The sequence below is a fragment of the Streptomyces sp. NPDC046349 genome, from assembly GCF_055587885.1.
In genome coordinates this window covers 178,983-198,127 of record NZ_JBVJFK010000009.1, presented here as the reverse complement: position 1 = coordinate 198,127, position 19,145 = coordinate 178,983, and the positions used below count along the sequence as shown (strand labels likewise).

Annotated in this window: 7 protein-coding genes; all 7 read left to right on the top strand. The window is 73.3% G+C overall.

What is annotated here, in order from left to right; translation table 11 throughout:
- Window positions 1-43 precede the first annotated feature (43 nt).
- The 7 genes from ACZ6JS_RS22330 to ACZ6JS_RS22300 all read left to right on the top strand — a co-directional run bounded on the left by ACZ6JS_RS22330 (window position 44) and on the right by ACZ6JS_RS22300 (window position 18,799).
- The gene (locus ACZ6JS_RS22330) at window positions 44-1,102 is read left to right on the top strand and encodes a FecCD family ABC transporter permease (protein ID WP_469300229.1); all 1,059 of its coding nucleotides are present in this window, start codon (window positions 44-46) and stop codon (window positions 1,100-1,102) included.
- Window positions 1,099-2,220, top strand: a complete 1,122-nt coding sequence (locus tag ACZ6JS_RS22325) for a FecCD family ABC transporter permease (RefSeq protein ID WP_469300227.1) — start codon at window positions 1,099-1,101, stop codon at window positions 2,218-2,220. The genes ACZ6JS_RS22330 and ACZ6JS_RS22325 overlap by 4 nt, the downstream gene beginning before the upstream one ends.
- Before the next feature lie 45 nt (window positions 2,221-2,265).
- Complete coding sequence (locus ACZ6JS_RS22320; RefSeq protein ID WP_469300539.1) at window positions 2,266-3,135, top strand: ABC transporter ATP-binding protein; 870 nt, start codon at window positions 2,266-2,268, stop codon at window positions 3,133-3,135.
- 76 nt (window positions 3,136-3,211) lie between these two features.
- Entirely contained in the window at window positions 3,212-4,270 is a 1,059-nt protein-coding gene (locus ACZ6JS_RS22315) for an iron-siderophore ABC transporter substrate-binding protein (RefSeq protein ID WP_469300226.1), read from the top strand.
- A 2-nt stretch (window positions 4,271-4,272) separates the two neighbouring features.
- A complete protein-coding gene (locus tag ACZ6JS_RS22310; protein ID WP_469300224.1) occupies window positions 4,273-6,060 on the top strand; it encodes an ABC transporter ATP-binding protein in 1,788 nt (595 codons plus the stop codon).
- A gap of 75 nt (window positions 6,061-6,135) precedes the next feature.
- Window positions 6,136-17,112, top strand: a complete 10,977-nt coding sequence (locus ACZ6JS_RS22305) for a non-ribosomal peptide synthetase (protein ID WP_469300223.1) — start codon at window positions 6,136-6,138, stop codon at window positions 17,110-17,112.
- A complete protein-coding gene (locus ACZ6JS_RS22300; RefSeq protein ID WP_469300222.1) occupies window positions 17,099-18,799 on the top strand; it encodes an ABC transporter ATP-binding protein in 1,701 nt (566 codons plus the stop codon). Before ACZ6JS_RS22305 ends, ACZ6JS_RS22300 begins: the two co-directional genes overlap by 14 nt.
- Window positions 18,800-19,145 lie beyond the last annotated feature (346 nt).

Sequence of the window (19,145 nt, the reverse complement as noted above, 5' to 3'; positions counted from 1 at the left end):
GACTCCGGTCCACCGGTGTTCCGAAGGGATGACGTACGGCGACATGGCCACGATTGCAGTGGAACGCCCCGCGCCCATGGGCGCAACCCGGGTGCGCAGGCGCCGAGTTGCCGGTTCGCTCGTCCTGGTGTCGGTCCTCCTGGCCGCGATGGTGGTGTCGTTGGGCGTCGGTGCGCGCGCACTCAGCCCGTCCGAGGTCTGGTACGGGCTGTCGGCCGGACCGAGCGCCGACCACCGGCTGACCGAGATCCGGCTCATCGTGCAGACGGTACGGGTCCCCCGCACAGTGCTCGCGACCGTGGCCGGAGCGGCCCTCGGGGTCGGAGGGGCGCTGATCCAGGGGTACACGCGCAACCCGATCGCCGACACCGGCCTGCTGGGCGTGAACGCGGGCGCCTCCTTCGCCGTTGTCTCGGTGATCGCCGTCCTCGGCTTCGCGAACCCGTTCCAGTACGTCTGGTTCGCCTTCGCCGGGGCGGCGGTCGCGGGCGTCCTCGTGTTCGGGCTCGCCAGCATCGGCCGGGGAGCCGGCAACCCGCTGACCCTCGCACTGGCCGGACAGGGGGTCACCGTGTTCCTCGCCGCGATGACGACGGCGGTGGCGCTCTCCGACAAGGCGTCGCTGAACGCGCTGCGCTTCTGGAACGCGGGCTCGGTGGCCGGCGTCGGATTCGACGTCATCTGGCCGGTGGCCGCCTTCATCGCGGCCGGGCTGGTGCTGGCGCTGACCACGCTGCCCGCCGTCAACCTGCTCAACCTGGGCGACGACGTGGCCCGGGGCCTCGGCGTCAACACCGCCCTGCACCGGACCATCGGCATCATCGCCATCACCCTGCTGGCGGGCGCCGCGACGGCGGCGTGCGGCTCCATCGCGTTCCTGGGCCTCATGGTGGCCCACGTGGCCCGCTACCTGACGGGGCCGGACTATCGCTGGCTCGTGCCGTACGCGGGTCTCCTCGGCGCCATCGTGCTGCTGGTCTGCGACATCGCAGGGCGCCTGGTGGTGCGGCCGGGCGAGCTGGACGCGGGTGTCGTCGTGGCGCTCCTCGGCGCCCCCTTCTTCGCGGTCCTGGTGTGGCGCGGGAAGTTCAGGACCGCATGAACGCAACCGACATGGACGTGACCGGCGTGAAGGTGACCGCAGTGAACGCGACCGAGGTGGACCGGGCCCGGGGGAGGCCGTCGGTGGCCCCGGGCGTGCGGCTCGGCGGGGTGTCGTTCGTCTGGCGGCCGTGGCTCGTCTGCGTCACGCTCCTGCTGGCGGCGGCGACGTTCCTCGTCTTCTGCCTGTCCGTCGGCGTCGGGGACTTCCCCATCGCCCTGCCCCAGGTGGTCTCCACGATCCTGGGCCGGGGCGAGCAGGTCGACGAGTTCGTGATCATGGACCTTCGGATGCCGCGGGCCCTGGCCGGGTGCGTCGTGGGTGTCGCCCTGGGCATGTCGGGGGCGATCACCCAGTCCATCGCGCGCAACCCGCTGGCCAGCCCCGACATCCTCGGGATCACCTGGGGCGCCGGCGCGGTCGCGGTGTTCCTGGTGACGGTGTCGGGCGGGACCGCCACCGCCGTCGTCAACTCCGTGGGGCTGTCCGGTGCAGCTCTTGCGGGTGGTCTCGGCACCGGCCTCCTCGTGTACGTCCTGGCGTGGCGACGCGGGATCGACGGGTTCCGGCTCATCCTCATCGGCCTCTCCGTGAGCGCGGTGATGGAGGCGGTCACGACCTGGCTGCTGGTGACCGCCGACATCAGGGACGTGGCCCGGGCGCAGGCCTGGCTGATCGGCTCCCTGGACAACCGCTCCTGGGACGACGTGCGGGTGGCGCTCTGGTGCACGCTCGCCCTCACGGTCGTCGTCGGGGCCGTCGCGTTCCAGTTCAAGCCGCTGCACCTCGGTGACGACGTGGCCGCGGGCCTGGGCGTCCGCCACTCGGTGGTGCGCGCCGTCCTGCTGCTGTGCGCGGTGCTGCTCGCCGGGGTCGCGGTGAGCGCGGCCGGGCCGGTCTCCTTCGTCGCGCTGGTGGCACCGCAGGTGGCGATGCGCCTGACGAGGTGTCCCACGCCGCCGATGGTGGCGTCCGGCCTGACCGGGGCCCTGCTGCTGATCGGCTCGGACCTGGTGGCGCGTACGGCGCTGCCGATCACCCTGCCGGTCGGTGTGGTAACCGCCGCGATCGGCGGCCCTTTCCTCGTCTACCTCCTGGTGCGGGCCAATCTTCGTTGATCGACACATGTTCGGGCAGGCATGAACCAAGGGGGAACCGTGGCCATGGAACACGTCACCGGGAGCGCGGCCGGGGGCGGGGACACCGCACGGCTGGCGGCCAGAGGGATCACGGTCGGGTACGGGGGCCGGGTCGTCATCGACGACCTCGACGTGGCCGTCCCGCCCCGGGTGATCACCACGATCATCGGCTCCAACGGCTGCGGGAAGTCGACCCTGCTGCGGACCCTGTCGCGGCTGCTCAAGCCGGCCCGGGGGTCCGTCGTCCTCGACGGCGACGACATCGCCAGGCTCCGGACCAGGGACGTGGCCAAGAAGCTCGGCCTGTTGCCGCAGGCCCCCGTGGCGCCGGAGGGGCTCACGGTGGCCGACCTGGTCGCCAGGGGCCGGCATCCGCACCAGAGCTGGCTGCGGCAGTGGTCGTCGGACGATGCCGCGGTCGTGGAGCGGGCGCTGGCCATGACCGGGGTGTCCGACCTGGCCGACCGACCCGTCGACGCGCTGTCCGGCGGCCAGCGCCAACGCGTGTGGATCTCCATGACCCTGGCCCAGGGCACCGACCTGCTGCTGCTCGACGAGCCGACCACCTACCTGGACCTGGCGCACGCCATCGACGTGCTCGATCTGGTGGACGACCTCCACGAGTGCGGTTGCACGGTGGTCCTCGTGCTGCACGACCTGAATCTGGCCACCCGTTACAGCGACAACCTCATCGTGATGAAGGCGGGGTCGATCCTCGCGCAGGGGCACCCGCGCGACGTCATCACCGCCGATCTGCTGCAGGAAGCCTTCGGGCTGCGTGCCAAGGTGATCGACGATCCGGTGGGGGACAGGCCCCTGATCGTGCCGATCGGCCGCGCCCATGTGCGGCCGGATCAGGTGGACAAAGATACGGTTCAAGTAAGGCTAGGCTAGCCTCAGTTGGGCGCGATACTGTGTGCCTGCCCTCGGCCGGGGGCGCAATGGACAGCACGAAAGCAAGGGATTGCGGATGCTTCTCCATCGAACGACAGTCACGAATCCCCGGACGCGGATCGCGGCGGCGGTGTCCGCCGCCGCGCTCGGGGTGGGCCTCCTGGCCGGCTGCGGATCCGACCCGGCGGACCCGGCTGCCAAGAAGGGCGACGACGCCCCGGCCGCCGCGGCCGGGACCTTCCCGGTCACGGTGGAGCACGCCTTCGGATCCACGAAGATCGACAAGGCCCCGAAGCGGGTCGTCTCGGTCGGCTACACCGACGACCAGGCCGTCCTCGCCTTCGGCATCAAGCCGGTGGGGATGGTCGACCAGTACCCCAACCCGCCCGGCACGAGTCCCGACATCAACACCCAGTGGCCCTGGACGAAGGACAAGTGGGGCGACGCCCGCCCCGAGGTCGTCATGAACAACGGCGACGCGGGCCCGAACTACGAGAAGATCGCCGCCCTGCGGCCGGATCTGATCATCGCGGTCTACTCCGAGATCGACCAGGCCGCCTACGAGAAGCTCACCAAGATCGCACCCACGGTGGGCCGGACCAAGGAGGAGAAGGAGCCGTTCAGCGCCCCCTGGCAGGACAACGCCGTCCACATCGCCAAGGCCCTGGGCCAGGAGGCCAAGGGGACCGAACTGGTCAAGGGCATCCAGGACAAGCTGGACGCGGCCAGGAAAGCGCACCCCGACTTCGCGAACCAGACCGCCGTCGCAGTGTCCTGGTACAAGGACTCGGTGGCTCCCTTCACCACCACCGACGTGCGAGGCCGACTGATCACGGGCATCGGCTACAAGGGCCAGACCGAGATCGACAAGATCGCCGACGGCAAGTTCTACACCACGCTCTCCCCGGAGCGCATGGACCTCGTCGACGTCGACCGCATCTTCGTCATCGCCGACAAGGCGGACCAGGAAGCGCTGAAGAAGTTCGAACTCTTCACCAACCTGAACGCGGTCAAGAACGGGAAGGTCTCCTACCTCCTGGACAGCGAAGGCCCGGCCGTCGGCGCGGCCATGTCCCAGGGCACCCTGCTCTCCCTGCCCTACGCGATCGACGAACTCGTCAAGTCGGCCGGCTGAGTGTGAGCGCCACGGACACGCCCGCCGCCCCGGCCACCCTGCGCACCACGACCGGACGCGAGGCCGCCCGCTGGGTGTCCGCGCACTGCCGGGAGGTGCCCTGGCTGACGGCCACCGCCATCCTGACGACGGTGGCCGGGGCAGCGCTCCAGGTGCTCCCGCTGCTCCTGCTCGGCCGGGTCGTCGACGGGGTGGTCGCGGGCGGACCGCGCTCGATCCTGGTCACCACGGGCGTGTTGATGGTGGCCGCCGCGCTGCTCGGCGCGGCGGCCACCGCCCTGTCCACCTATCTGGTGGGGCGGCTCGGCGCGGACCTCCTCGCCAGGCTGCGGGAGGGCGCCGTCCGGGCGGTGCTGGGAATGCCCAGCGCCCGGATCGAACAGGTCGGCCGGGGCGACGTGCTGTCCCGCGTCGGCGACGACGTCGCCGTGCTCTCCAGGGGCATCCGCACGGCCGTCCCCACCGTCTTCTCGGCGGGCGTGCTGGTCGTCATCGCCACGCTCGGCATGTTCGGCCTCGACTGGCGGCTCGGTCTGGCGGGCGCCGGCGCGCTGCCCGCGTACGCGCTCGCCCTGCGCTGGTACCTGCCCCGCTCCGCCCCGCTCTACAAGCAGCAGCGGGCCGTCCAGGCCGACCGCGCACAGGCCCTGATCAGCGGACTGAACGGCATCGACACCGTCCGCGCCTACCGCCTGGAAGGCGCGGTCCGCGAGAAGGTCACCACCGAGTCGTGGCGGGTCCGCGAGCTCGGCATCGAGGTGTTCCGGCTCTTCGGACGGTTCGTCGGCCGCGAGAACCGCGCCGAGTTCATCGGACTCGTCCTCATCATCGTGGTGGGGTACGCCCTGCTGCAGACCGACGCCGCCACCCTCGGCGAGGTCTCGGCGGCCCCGCTGCTCTTCCACCGGCTGTTCACCCCGCTGGGCTCCATCATGTTCACCTTCGACGAGGCGCAGAAGTCGGGCGCGAGCCTCACCCGGCTGGTCGGAGTGCTCGGAGAGGACGCCGAGGACCGCCTGGTCGGCACCCCGGCCGACCAGCCGGCGGCCGACGCGCCGTACCCGGTGGCCGTGAAGGGCCTGACCTTCAGCTACCCCGGCACCGAGCAGCCGGTGCTCCAGGACGTCGACCTGGCCATCCCGGCCGGAGGTTCGCTCGCCCTCGTGGGGGCGACGGGCGCCGGCAAGTCGACGCTGGCAGCGCTGATCGCGGGCATCGGCACCCCGCAGGCCGGATCGGTGCGCATCGGCGGGACCGACCTCTCCGGCCTGGACGAGGCCGGCGCGCGGGCCCTGGTGAGCATCCTGACGCAGGAGACGCACGTCTTCTCCGGTCCCCTCGCCGACGACCTGCGGCTGGCCGCACCGCAGGCGACCGACGCCGAACTGGCGGACGCCCTGCGCACCGTCGGCGCGGACGGCTGGGTGGACGCCCTGCCCGACGGTGTGCAGACCCCGGTCGGGGAGGGCGGCGAGCGCCTGGACGTCACCAAGGTGGCCCAGATCGCGCTCGCCCGGCTCGTGCTGGCCCGCTCGCCCGTGGTGGTGCTCGACGAGTCCACGGCCGAGGCGGGCAGCGAGGGCGCGGCCGAGCTCGAGCGGGCCGTGCTGGCCGCATGCGCCGGCCGCACCACGCTGTTCGTCGCGCACCGGCTGACACAGGCCATGGCGGCGGACCGGATCGCCGTGCTCGACGCGGGCCGCGTCGTGGAGCACGGCACGCACGAGGAACTGGTGGCCCTGGGCGGCCGCTACGCGCAACTGTGGCGCGCCTGGCGCGAGGGAAGTTAGGACACGGCCTGGGCCCCGCCCCCACTCGGAACCGGGCGGGCGACCCGCGGACACTGAAGGGGCGTTGAGTCTTCGATGACGGAACCGACCGCTCGTCTCGTGCGGCTTTCTCCCACGCGCCTGGCCGGGATGCGCCGGCGAACGGGCGACTACTGCGACCGGACCATCGCCTCGGCGTGCTCCATCGGGCTGGCGTACTGGGCGACCGGCCGCAGTCCCGACGGCATGGAACTGACCCCCGCCACCCTCTTCGCCGACGTCCTCGGATGGGTCGACAACGGCGGCGCGGGCCCGGCCGGCTGGGAGGTCGGCGCGGACGCCCGCAGCATCGTCCTCCCGGAAGGGGTCCCGCCGGCCGAGGCGCAGCTCGCGCTCGACGACCTGGCCGACTTCCCCGACCGGCCGCTCGGCACCATCGCCCCCTCCAGCGCGGCGGCGCGCATCGAGACCCTCGCCGAGTGGAACGACAACGGCGCGGACCGGATCCGCCCGACCGTCGTGGAGATGTTCCGCGAGCAGGCCCGCACCCGCCCCCACGCCGTGGCCGTCGTCGACGAGCGCCGCTCGCTGACGTACGGCCAGGTCGCCGAGGTCTCCGGCCAGCTGGCCCACCACCTCCTCGAACGCGGTGTCACCGCCGAACAGGTCGTCGGCATCTCCATGGGCCGCTCCGCCGACATGGTCGTCGGACTCCTCGGCGTACTCCAGGCGGGCGCCGCGTTCGTACCGCTCGACCCACAGTGGCCCGCCGCCCGCAGGGCCGCCGTCATCGAGGACGCGGGCGTCGTGCTCCAGCTCAACGGCTCGGGCGAACACGATCCGGGCGAACCCGCCGCCGTGGCCGTCGACCTCGGCGACTGGCGGCACGGCTCCCACCCCGGCGGGGACACCGGCATCACCACCCCCGGCGACGCCCTCGCCTACGTGATCTTCACCTCCGGTTCCACCGGCCGCCCCAAGGGCGCGATGATCCGGCACGAGGCGATCAGCGAGCGCCTGCTGTGGCAGGCCGGGGAAATCCTGCGCTTCGGCCACGACGACGCCTCGCTGTTCAAGGCGCCGCTGTCCTTCGACATCTCCGTCAACGAGATCTTCCTGCCGCTGGTGTCCGGCGGCAGGCTGGTCGTCCTGCGGCCCGGCGGCGAACGCGACCCGCATCACCTCCTGCGCGTGATCGCCGAGCAGCGCGTCACCTTCGCGTATCTGGTGTCGTCCATGCTGGACGTGCTGCTGGAGATCGCGGGCGACTCCGGCCGACTCGACAGCCTGCGGCACGTCTGGTGCGGGGGCGAGGTGCTGACCCCCGAACTGTACGAGCGCTTCCGCACCCGGCTCGACATACCCCTGTACCACGGCTACGGCCCCGCCGAGACGACGATCGGCGTCTCCCACGTCATCTACCGGGGTGCCGCGGAACGCCTGTCCACGTCCATCGGCAGGGCCAACCCCAACACCCAGCTCTACGTCCTCGACGACGAGCTGCGCCCGGTCCCCGTCGGCGTCGGCGGCGAACTGTACGTGGGCGGCTTCCTCCTGGGCCGCGGATACGCCGGCGCCCCCGGCCTGACGGCCTCCCGGTTCGTCGCCAACCCCTTCGCCGCGGACGGCTCACGGCTGTACCGGACCGGTGACCTGGCCCGGTACGCGCCGGACGGATCGCTGGACTTCCTCGGCCGGGCCGACAACCAGATCAAGATCCGCGGCATGCGGCTGGAGATCGAGGACGTCGAGGCCGGCCTCGCGGAGCACCCGCAGGTGCGGCACAGCTGCGTCGTCGCGAAGAAGAACACAGCCGGCGGCACCTACCTGGTGGGCTATGTGATCCCCGCCGCGGGCAGTGAAGACCTGCGGGCGGAGGAGGTCCGGGACTGGGCCGCCGGGCACATGGTGGAGTACATGGTGCCCGCCCGCGTCGTCGTCGTGAAGGAGTTCCCGCTCACCGCCAACGGCAAGCTCGACCGCGGCGCGCTGCCGGAGCCCGGGTCCGTGACCGGCGCCGGCCCGCTCGCCCTGCCCGTCACCGAGAACGAGCGCCAGGTGTGTGCGGCGGTCGCGACGCTCCTGCGGTTGGACCGGGTCGGCGTCGACCAGGACTTCTTCCGGCTCGGCGGCGACAGTCTGCTCGCCATCTCACTGCTCGGCGCGCTGCGCAGGGCGGGCCTGCACGTCACGCCCCGGCAGATCTTCACGCACAGCGTGATCGGCGCGCTGGCCGCGGTGGCGACCCCCGCCGACACCGCCGCACAGGACCACGACGACATCGCGACGGGGCCCGTCACGGGCTCACCCATCGTGCGCTGGCTCGGCGAGACCACCGAGGCGGTCGACGGCTTCGTGCAGTCCGTCGTGGTGAACACCCCGGCGGATTTGACCGCCGCCGCCCTCGACACGATCCTCTCCGCCCTCGTCGAACGCCACGACATGCTGCGCGCCCGGCTCGTCCGCGGCGACCGCTGGGGCTTCGACGTCCCCGCTGCCGGGGACCGTACCGCCGCGGGGTGGCAGGAGAGCCACCGGCCGCTCCACGAGTGCGTCACGCTCGCCACAGAGGCACTGGACCCGGCGGGCGGCATCATGCTGCGCGCCGTGTGGCGCCGCGACGCCCGCCAGCTCGTCCTCGTCGCCCACCACGTGGTGGTCGACGGCGTCTCCTGGCGCATCCTGCTGGAGGACCTCGCCACCGCGTGGGAGCAGTACTCCGCCGGAGCACCGGTGCGACTGCCCGAGGCGGGGACTTCGTTCCGCCGCTGGACACAGCTGCTCGAGCAGGCCGCGTTCGGCGACGACCGGGCCCACTTCCGGCGCGCCCTGCCGGGGACGGACGCGCCACTGGGCCGGCGCGCGCTCGATGCGGCCGACACCGTCGCACGGGAGCGGACGACGACCGTCGCGGTCGGCCCCGACGTCACGGCCGCCCTGCTCGGCGACGTCCCCGCCGCTTTCCACGCGGGCGTCAACGACGTGCTGCTGACCGCGCTGGCCGTCACCCTCGCCCGGTGGCGCCGCGACCTCGGCCAGGACCAGACCTTCGCCCACGTCGAACTGGAGGGCCACGGCCGCGAAGCCCGCTTCGTGGCGGACGGCGCCGGCTTCGAACCCGAACTGTCCCGGACCGTCGGCTGGTTCACCACCCTCTTCCCCGTCACCGTCGACCCCGGTACGGCCGCCGACCTCCGCGACCCCGCGTACCTGACCGCCGCCCTCAAGGCCGTCAAGGAAGACCTCGCCCGCGTCCCCCGGGGCGGCCTCTCCTACGGCGTGCTGCGCCACCTCGCCGGCGACCGGTTCGACGTGCCCGCACCGCAGGTGCTCTTCAACTACCTCGGCCGCTTCGACGCAGGTTCATCCGGCGACTGGGAACTCAGTGACACCACCGGCCAGTTGGGGGAGAAGCGCGACCCGCGAATGCGCCTGCCGCGCGCCCTGGAGTTCAACGCCATCGCCGAACCCGACCCGACCGGTGCCTACGAGCTGGTCACCACCATCTCCTGGCCCGACGGACTGTTCACCGACGAGGACGTCGCGGCCATCGGCGCGTACTTCCGGGAGACCCTGGCCGCGATCGCCGCACTCGACTCCGGCGGGCATTCTCCCAGCGACTTCGGCCCGGTCGCCCTCACCCAGGCCGACGTCGACGAACTCGACGGCCCGGACCTGCGCGACGTCCTGCCGATGACCCCCCTCCAGGAAGGCCTGTACTTCCACTCCGTATTCGACGACGACTCCGCGGGCAACTACGTCGAGCAGCAACTGCTCACCCTCGGGGGAGAGATCGACGCCGACCGGCTCGCGGCCGCGGCCACCCGCCTGCTCGCCCTCTTCCCCAACCTCGCCGCCCGCTTCGTGCCCCTCGCCGACGGCCGCGTCGTCTCCGTGCTCGCCGGCGGCGTACGGGCCCCCTTCACCGTCCTGGACCGGCCCGGCATCACCGACGAGGAGATCCGCGACCACGCCGAGCGCGACCGCCGCGCCGGATTCGACCTGGCCGCCGGCCCTCTCATGCGGTACACGCTGATCCGTGCGGGAGCCGGCCGGACCGTCCTGGTCCAGACGGTGCACCACATCATCGCCGACGGCTGGTCGGTGCCGCCGATGCTCCGCGCGCTGCTCGCCGAATACCACGCGCCCGGCAGCGTGTACCCGGTCGGCGGCTTCCCCGACTACGTCCGCCGGCTCGCCGGACGCGACGAGGAAGACAGCGACCGGGTGTGGCGCGAACAGCTCGCCGGCCAGCCCGGCCCCTCGCTGGTCGCCGAAGGACACACACCGTCGGACCGGTTCGCCGACACGGCCGTGGAAGCCGACGGCGACCTCGACGAGGCGGTCCGCTCGGCCGGGGTGCCCCTGAGCGTCGCCGTGCACAGCGCCTGGGCGGTGGTCCTCGGCGGCCTCCTGCACGACCGGGACGTCGTCTTAGGCTCCACGGTGTCCGGGCGCGACGCGGACGTGCCCGGCATCGAGGACATGGTCGGACTCTTCATCAACACCATCCCCGTCCGAGCCCGGTGGACCGCCGCCACCACCGCCCGCGACCTGCTGGGCTCAGTGCGCGAGCACCAGAGCGCCGTCCTGCCCCACCAGCACGTCTCGCTGGCACGCATCAGCCGACACACCGGCGCAGGCCCGCTGTTCGACACCCTCGTGGTCTTCGACGTCGCGACCGACACCGCCGCCCTGCGGGAACCCGGCCACTCGCTGTTCATCACCGGCATCGTGAACGAGGGAGCCCCGCACTACCCGCTCACCCTCGTGGTGGAACGCACACCTGAGGGCCGGCCCCGCTTCAACCTCATCTACGACGGCGCCCTCCTGCGGGAGGCGAGCGCCCGCGCGATCCTGTCCGGCTTCACCCGTACCCTCACCGGCCTCCTCACCCGGCCGGACGCCCTGGTCGAGGACCTGGCGCCCGGCGGCGCCCGATACCCGGCACGGACCGCGCCGGCGGCGCCCGCCGTCCCGGCCACCCTCGGCGCCCTCTTCGACGCCGCCGCCCGCCGGGACCCGGAGGCCACCGCCGTCACCCAGTGCGCCCTCGACGGCGCCACCCGCTCGCTGACCTACGGCGAACTGTCCGCGGCGCGCGACGAACTGGCCGCCGCCCTGCGCGCCGCCGGTGTCGGACCGGGAAAGCGCGTCGCCGTGGCCCTACCGCGCTCCCTGGAGCAGGTCGTCGCCCCGGTGGCCGTCGTCACCGCGGGCGGAGCCTACGTACCGCTCGACCTGGCCTACCCCGACGGCCGGCTGGAGTACGTCCTCGCCGACGCCGCCCCGCAGGTCGTCCTCGTCGCCCCCGGGCAGCGGGACCGCTTCACGCGGCTGCTGGCCCGGGCGGGCGTCCGCGCCCGCGTGCTCGTCCAGGGGGAGCCGCTGCCAAGGACCACCGCGGCGCCCGCCACCTCCGCGGCCGGCCCGCAGGACCCGGCGTACGTCATCTACACCTCCGGCTCCACCGGGCGGCCCAAGGGCGTCGTCGTCCCGCACTCCAGCGTGGCGGCCCTGCTCGCCAACACGCGCCCCGACATGGACTTCGGCCCGCACGACGTGTGGGTGCAGTTCCACTCGTACTCCTTCGACTTCGCGGTCTGGGAGCTGTGGGGCGCCCTGGTCCACGGCGGCGAGCTGCTGGTGCCGGAGTACGCGTTGACCCGCTCCCCGGCCGACTTCCACCGGCTCGTCCGCGAACGCGCGGTCACCGTGCTCAACCAGACCCCCTCCGCCTTCTACCAGTTCATCGAGGCCGACCGGCACGCCGGCGAGCCGCTGCCCGCACTGCGCCGGGTCGTCTTCGGGGGTGAGGCGCTGGACCTGGGGCGGCTGCGCGGCTGGGTCGAGCGGCACGGCACCGCCTCGCCCGAGCTCGTCAACATGTACGGCATCACCGAGACCACCGTCCACGTCACCCACCGGGTCCTCACCGACGAGGACTTCGACCGCGGCGACGTCAGCCCGATCGGCGACCCGATCCCCGGCCTGGCCACCTATCTGCTCGACGACCGGCTCCGGCCGGTCCCGCCGGGCCGGGTGGGCGCGATCTACGTCGCGGGCGACCAGGTCTCGCTCGGCTACCTGGGCCGACCGGGGCTCACGGCCGGCCGGTTCGTGGCCGACCCGTTCGCGGCCGACGGCTCCCGCATGTACCACACCGGCGACCTCGCCCGCCGCACGCTCGACGGCGACCTGGAGTTCACCGGCCGCGCCGACGACCAGGTGCAGCTCAAGGGCTTCCGGATCGAGCCTGCCGAGGTCGAGGCCGCGATCAGGGAACTCGACGGCGTCGTCGACGCGGCCGTCACCGTGGCCGTCGGCGGCGACCACCTCGTCGCCCATGTCGTGGGACGGCCGCCGGAGGACCTCGCCGGCCCGCTGGCGTCGAAGCTTCCCGCGCACATGGTGCCAGCCCGGGTACTGCCGGTCGGCGCCCTGCCGCTCACGGTCAACGGCAAGCTGGACCGCAAGGCCCTCGCCGAACAGGCCGAGCAGGCCGAGCAGGCCGAACGGGCGGGTGCGGCGGGCGCGGCGTACGGCGCGCCGCCGCCGGCGCCCGACACCGCCGTCACGGCACTGGTCGGCATCTTCACCGCGACCCTGCCCACCGCCGCCGTGGACGCCGACTGCGACTTCTTCCGGGCGGGCGGCGACAGCATCCTCGCCATCACCGTCGTCAACCGGGCCCGGTCCCTCGGCCTCGCGATCACGCCGCGGGACGTGTTCCTGCTCAGGACACCGCGCGCCCTCGCCGCACACCTGGCGAGCACACCGCGGGCCGCGGCGCCCGCACCAGCCGCCCCACCCGCCGCCCACGAGGACGGGCCCCTGGCCCCGACCCCCATCATCCTGCGCCGGCGCAGCCTGGGCGGCTCGCTCGCCCGGTTCGCCCAGGCCCGGGCCGTGGCCGGGAACGAGAGCACCGCGTTCGCCGACGCCGAGCGGGCCGCGAACGCCGTCGTGGCCGCACACCCGGCCCTGCGGCTGCGACTGCGCGTCGAGCACGGCGTGTGGGCCCTGCGCACCGAACCCGCCCGCGAGGTGACCGTCGTACGCGCGGCCACCACCGACCCGGCGGCCGCGGCCGACGAGGCCGCCGGACGCCTCGACCCCGAGGCCGGGGACGTCGTCGCGTTCTCCTGGCTCGAGGCGACCCGCACCCTCGTCGTCGCCGTGCACCACCTCGCCGTCGACACGGTGTCATGGCTGATCCTGCTGGACGACCTGGAGGGGGCCCTGCGCGGCACACCCCCGGCGCCGCCGACCACCTCCTACGCCGAGTACGCCCGGGCCCTGGCGGCCCCGTCGGCCCACCCGGCCGACGACGGGCTCGGGCACTGGATCACCACGCTCCAGGCGCCCCCGCTGCTGCCCGCCGTCCGGGCGCCGCGCGAGACCACCGTCGTCCTCCCGCCCCACGTCGGCGACCTCGTCACCCGCACCGCGCCCGCCGCGCTCGGCGTCGGCCTCACCGAGCTGCTGTGCGGCGCGCTGCGCACCGCACTGACCCGCGTCCAGCCCACGCCCACCGACCTCGCGGTCGACCTGGAGCGGCACGGCCGCGACCCGGTCCTGCCCCACCACGACTACACCCGTACCGTCGGCTGGTTCACCTCCATCGCGCCCGTGCGGCTCACCGCGCACACCGACCCCGTTGCTGCGGCCCGCGAGGTCGCCGCACGACGGCCGGACGAACGCGCCCACCTCGCCTACGGCCGCCTCCGCTACCTCGACCCGCAGACGGCTCCGCTGCTCGACACCCATCCGCAGGTGCTGTTCAACTACCTCGGCAGGGGCGACGAGTCACAGGCCCTGCACATCACCGGGGGCGACCCGAACAGCAGCCCCTACGCCGTCGAGGTGAACGCCTGGACGGACGCGGCCACCGGCAGCCTGCACGCCGTCTTCACCCTCGCCGAGGGCGTCCCCGACGAGATCACCGGTCACTGGCGCGACGCACTGGAACACATCGCGCAGACCTCCGCGACCGCCGAGCGCACCGCACCGGTCACCCCCCTCCAGCGCGGCCTGTACTTCCAGGCCCAACTGGCCGGTCCGGCCGGACACTACGTCGCGCAGAGCTGGTTCACCTTCGACCGGCGCCTGGACGCCGACGCCCTGGCCGAGGCGATGGCCTGGGTGATGGCCCGCCACCCGTCGGTGGGCGCCGGCTTCGCCACCGACGACGACGGCAACGCAGTGCAGGTCCTCGCGGCCGGCCGCCGCGTCCACGTCCGCACACTCGCCCTCACCACGGACGCCGAGGTCGAGGACCTGCTGGCCCGCGACCGCGACACCGGATTCGACACGGGCCGGCCGCCACTGATCCGGCTGACCGTCGTGCGCCGGCCCGACGGCCGCGACGGCCTACTGCTGAGCTACCACCTGCTGCTGTGGGACGGCTGGTCCCGGGAGATCGTGCTCCGCGACCTCTTCGACGCCTACCAGGCCGCCGTGACCGGTGAGTTGGCGGCGCCCACCCCGGCCTCCCCGAGCTTCGAGGAACACGCCAGGGCGCTCGCCGCCAAGGACCCGGCCACGGCCGAACAATTCTGGGCCCGGCACCTGACGGGCCTGCCCGGTCCGACCCTGCTGGCCGGACCTGCCCCGGCCCTCGCCGACGGCCTGCCCCGCACCCTGGTGCACACGCTGACCTCCGATCGGTCACAGCTGCTGCGGGACGCCGCCCGCACCCACGGCGTCACCCTGAACTCCCTGCTGACCGGCGCCTTCGGCCTCCTGCTGGGCGCCCGGACGGGCCGCGGCGACGCCGTGTTCGGCGTCACCGTCTCCGGCCGGGAGGGCGAGGGCCTCTCCGGCATCGTCGGCGTCCTGCTCAACACCGTGCCCATGTGGACCCGGGCACGGCCGGGCGACAGCGTGCGCGCATACCTGTCGGCCGTGCAGGCCGCCCGGGTCGAGGCGATGGAGCACGAGCACATCGGGCTCGGCGAGATCCAGCGGGCCGGCGGACACGACACGCTCTTCGACAACCTCTTCGTGCTCCAGAACTTCCTGGACATGGACGCCTTCGCCGAGATGAACACCCGTCACGGCATCACCGCCGTACGCGCCGACGACTCCACGCACTACCCGTACACCTGGGTGGTCACCCCCGGCGACCGGCTCACCGTCAAACTGGAGTACCGCGACCACGACACCCCGGCGGCCCGGCGCCTCCTGGACGACTACCTGGCCCTGCTCGACGAGCTCGCCCGGGCCACGGGACCGGTGGGCGCCCTGCGGGGCCCCGCGCCGCTGCCCCGGCCCGCCGAACGCACCGACGTCGGCACGGACACCGTCGTCGACCGGTTCGACCGGGCGGCCGACCGCCACCCCGGTCGGACCGCACTCGTCGCCCACGGACACACCATGACCTTCGCCGACCTCCGCGACCGCAGCCGCGCCGTGGCCGGCGTCCTCGCCGGGCGCGGCATCGGCCCCGAGACCACCGTGGGCCTCGCCGTCCCGCGCTCCCTCGACTCGATCGTGGCTCTGTTCGCCGTACTGCGCACAGGTGCCGCGTACGTGCCGCTGGAGCTGGACCACCCCGACGAGCGGATCGCCGCGATCGTCGCGGACGCCCGCCCGGAGGTGACCCTGACCGTCACCGCCGTGTCACCCCGGCTGCGCCGGCTGCCCGGCGACCTGATCGAGCTGGACCGGCCCCTCCCCGAGGCCGAGCCCTTCACCACCTTCGCCCCGGACGACCCGCACCGCCTTCGGCACCCCGCGTACACGATCTACACCTCCGGATCGACCGGCAGGCCCAAGGGCGTGGTGACCGAATACGTCGGGCTGACCAACATGCTGATCAACCACCAGCGCCGGATCTTCGAGCCGGTGCTGGCGGAACACGGCCACCGGATCTTCCGTATCGCCCACACCGTGTCCTTCGCCTTCGACATGTCGTGGGAGGAACTGCTGTGGCTCGCCGACGGCCATGAGGTGCACATCTGCGACGAGGAACTGCGCCGCGACGCCCCCCGGCTGGTCGAGTACTGCGTCGGGCAGGGGATCGACGTCATCAACGTGACCCCGACCTACGCCCAGCAACTGGTGGCCGAGGGCCTGCTCGACGACCCCGGCCGGCGGCCCGCCCTCGTCCTCCTGGGCGGAGAGGCCGTCACACCCGCGCTGTGGCAGCGGCTCGCCCGGACCGAGGGCACGGCCGGCTACAACCTGTACGGACCCACCGAGTACACCATCAACACCCTCGGCGTCGGCACCTTCGAATGCGAGGACCCGGTGGTGGGTGTGGCCATCGACAACACGGACGTGTACGTCCTGGACCCGTGGCTGCGCCCCCTGCCCGACGGGGTCCCCGGCGAGCTGTACGTGGCGGGCATCGGCATCGCGCGCGGCTACCTCGGGCAGGCCGCCCAGACCGCGCACCGCTTCGTCGCCTGCCCGTTCGGGGAGCCCGGCGAGCGCATGTACCGCACCGGCGACCTGGTGGCGCGCCGGCCCGACGGCAATCTGGCGTACCTGGGCCGCACCGACCAGCAGGTCAAGATCCGCGGCCACCGCGTGGAACCCGGCGAGGTGGAGGCCGCGTTCGCGGCCCACCCGCAGGTCCGGTTCGTCGCCGCGGTCGCCCAGCCCGATCCCCAGGTCGACGGCGCGCACCGGCTGGCGGCCTACCTCGTCCTGGACGGCGGCGACCTGGCGACCGTGGCCGCCGAAGTGGGCTCCGCGCTCCCGGACTTCCTGCGACCGACGCACTACGCCCGGGTCGACGCCATCCCGCTGACGGTGAACGGCAAGGCCGACACCAAGGCGCTGCCCGACGCCCGGCCCCTGGGCGCCCTGACCACGGCGGGGGAGCGCGGCCCGCGGACCGGGACCGAGACCGCGGTCTGCGCGTTCTTCGCCGAGGCACTGGACCTGGACGACGACGAGGTGAGCGCGGTGAGCGACTTCGTGTCCCTCGGCGGACACTCCATGCTGGCGGTGCGGCTGACAGGGCTGCTCCGCCGCGAGTACGGTCCAGTGATCACGATCCGAGATCTGTTCACCCTGCGAACCCCGGAAGCGATTGCCCGCCACCTCGATGACAACTCCTGACATGCAGCGGCCCCGCTCGGGCTCCGACATCCTGCGCACCGCCCTGCGCCGCAACGTCGGCGCCATGGCCTGGGGCACCGTCCTCATGGGCCTCTACCAGGCCGGCGAGACCGCCTTCCCCATCGCGCTCGGCCTGATCGTCGAGCACACGATGCGGGACCGCAGCCCCGGCGCCCTTGCTTTGTCGATCGCAGCGCTGGCCGTGATCATCACGACGGTGTCGCTGTCGTGGCGCTTCGGCATGCGCATCCTGCAGAAGGCCAACACGACCGAGGCGCACCGCTGGCGGGTGCGGGTCGCCGACTGCGGCCTCCAGCCCGTGGCCCGAGACGTGGACCTCAAGTCCGGCGAGGTGCTGACCATCGCCACCGAGGACGCCGACCAGACGGCCGACATCATCGAGGTCGTGCCCCTGCTGATCAGCTCGCTGGTCGCGGTCCTGGTCGCCGCCGTCGCACTGGGGCTGGCGGACCTCAGGCTCGGCCTGCTGGTGATCGTCGGCACCGTCGCGATCCTGTCGGTCCTGTCGGTGATGTCCCGCCGGATCGGCTCCAGTACGCGCGAGCAGCAGGCGCGGGTGGCCCGGGCGGGTGCGAAGGTGGCCGACCTGATCACCGGCCTGCGCCCCCTGCACGGCTTCGGCGGCAACCACGCCGCCTTCGGGTCCTACCGGAAGGTCAGCACCGAGGCGAAGCGCCAGGCGGTGACCGTGGCCGGGGTGAACGGCGCGTATGCGGGCACGGCCGCGGCCCTCAACTCGGCCCTGGCCGTCGCCGTCACCCTGACGGCCGGCTGGCTGGCGTTCGACGGCCGCATCACCATCGGCGAGCTCGTCATGGCCGTGGGGCTGGCGCAGTTCATCATGGAACCGCTCAAGATGTTCTCGGACATGCCCCGGTACGTGATGATGGCGCGGGCGTCTGCCGAGCGGATGGCGCTGGTGCTGACCGCTCCACCGGTCGCGGTACCGGGGACGCGGCGGCCGGCCCCCGGCGGCGACCTGGAAGTCGACGGCGTCCGCCACGGGGTCCTGCGCGGTCTGAAGTTCCATGTGCCGGCGGGCGGGTTCACGGCGATCGCCGCCTACCAGCCGCGCGCCGCCGCCGACCTCGCCGCGGTCCTGGCCGTGAAGGTCCCGCCCCAGGCGTACGAGGGAGCGGTACGGGTCGGAGGGCGGGAGGTCGCCGAGCTGTCGGTGGCGGCGGTCCGCGAGCACATGCTGGTGAACCCGTACGACGCGGAGATCTTCGCGGGCACCCTCCGTACGAACATCGACCCGTCGGGCCGCAGCCGAATGGTCCCCGAGGCCGTGGAGGCGTCCATGCTGACCGATGTCGTCGCCCTCCACCGCGAGGGACTCGACTACGCCGTGCGCGACCGCGGCGCGAACCTCTCCGGCGGGCAGCGCCAACGCCTCTCCCTGGCCCGGGCCCTGGCCGCAGACAGCGACGTCCTCGTCCTGCACGACCCGACGACGGCCGTCGACGCCGTCACCGAACAGCTCATCGCGCGCAACATCGCGCGGCTGCGCCGGGGCCGGACCACCCTCGTGATCACGAGCAGTCCGGCCCTCCTGGACGCCGCCGACCGGGTCCTCGTCCTGGACGACGGCGTCGTCACGGCCGAGGACACCCACCGCAACCTGCTGGCCACCGACCGGAACTACTGCCTGGCGGTGGCCAGATGAGGGGGCGGGCCGGCCCGGGACGAGGTGGTCGAGAACGCTGAACGCGGGCGAGCTGCTCGGACCCCCTCCGGGCGCGCGGCCCGGCGGGCGCCGGCGGCCTGCAGAAGCCGGCGCCGGGGTTCCGGGTGCGCCCGGTGGGGCCGCTCGCGATCGGGGCGCCGGCGAACCCGGTGAGCAGGATCTCGCGGAGGACGCCCGTCATCCCCGGCGGGCGCCCGCCGGCAGCCACTGCGCCCCGCCGCGTCGTCGCAACGCCCCTGACACCCGGTACGAGGACGCTCCCGCGCCGTGCCACGCACCGCATCCGGCGCCGCGCGCTGATCCACCGGCGATGACGGAGGGGACA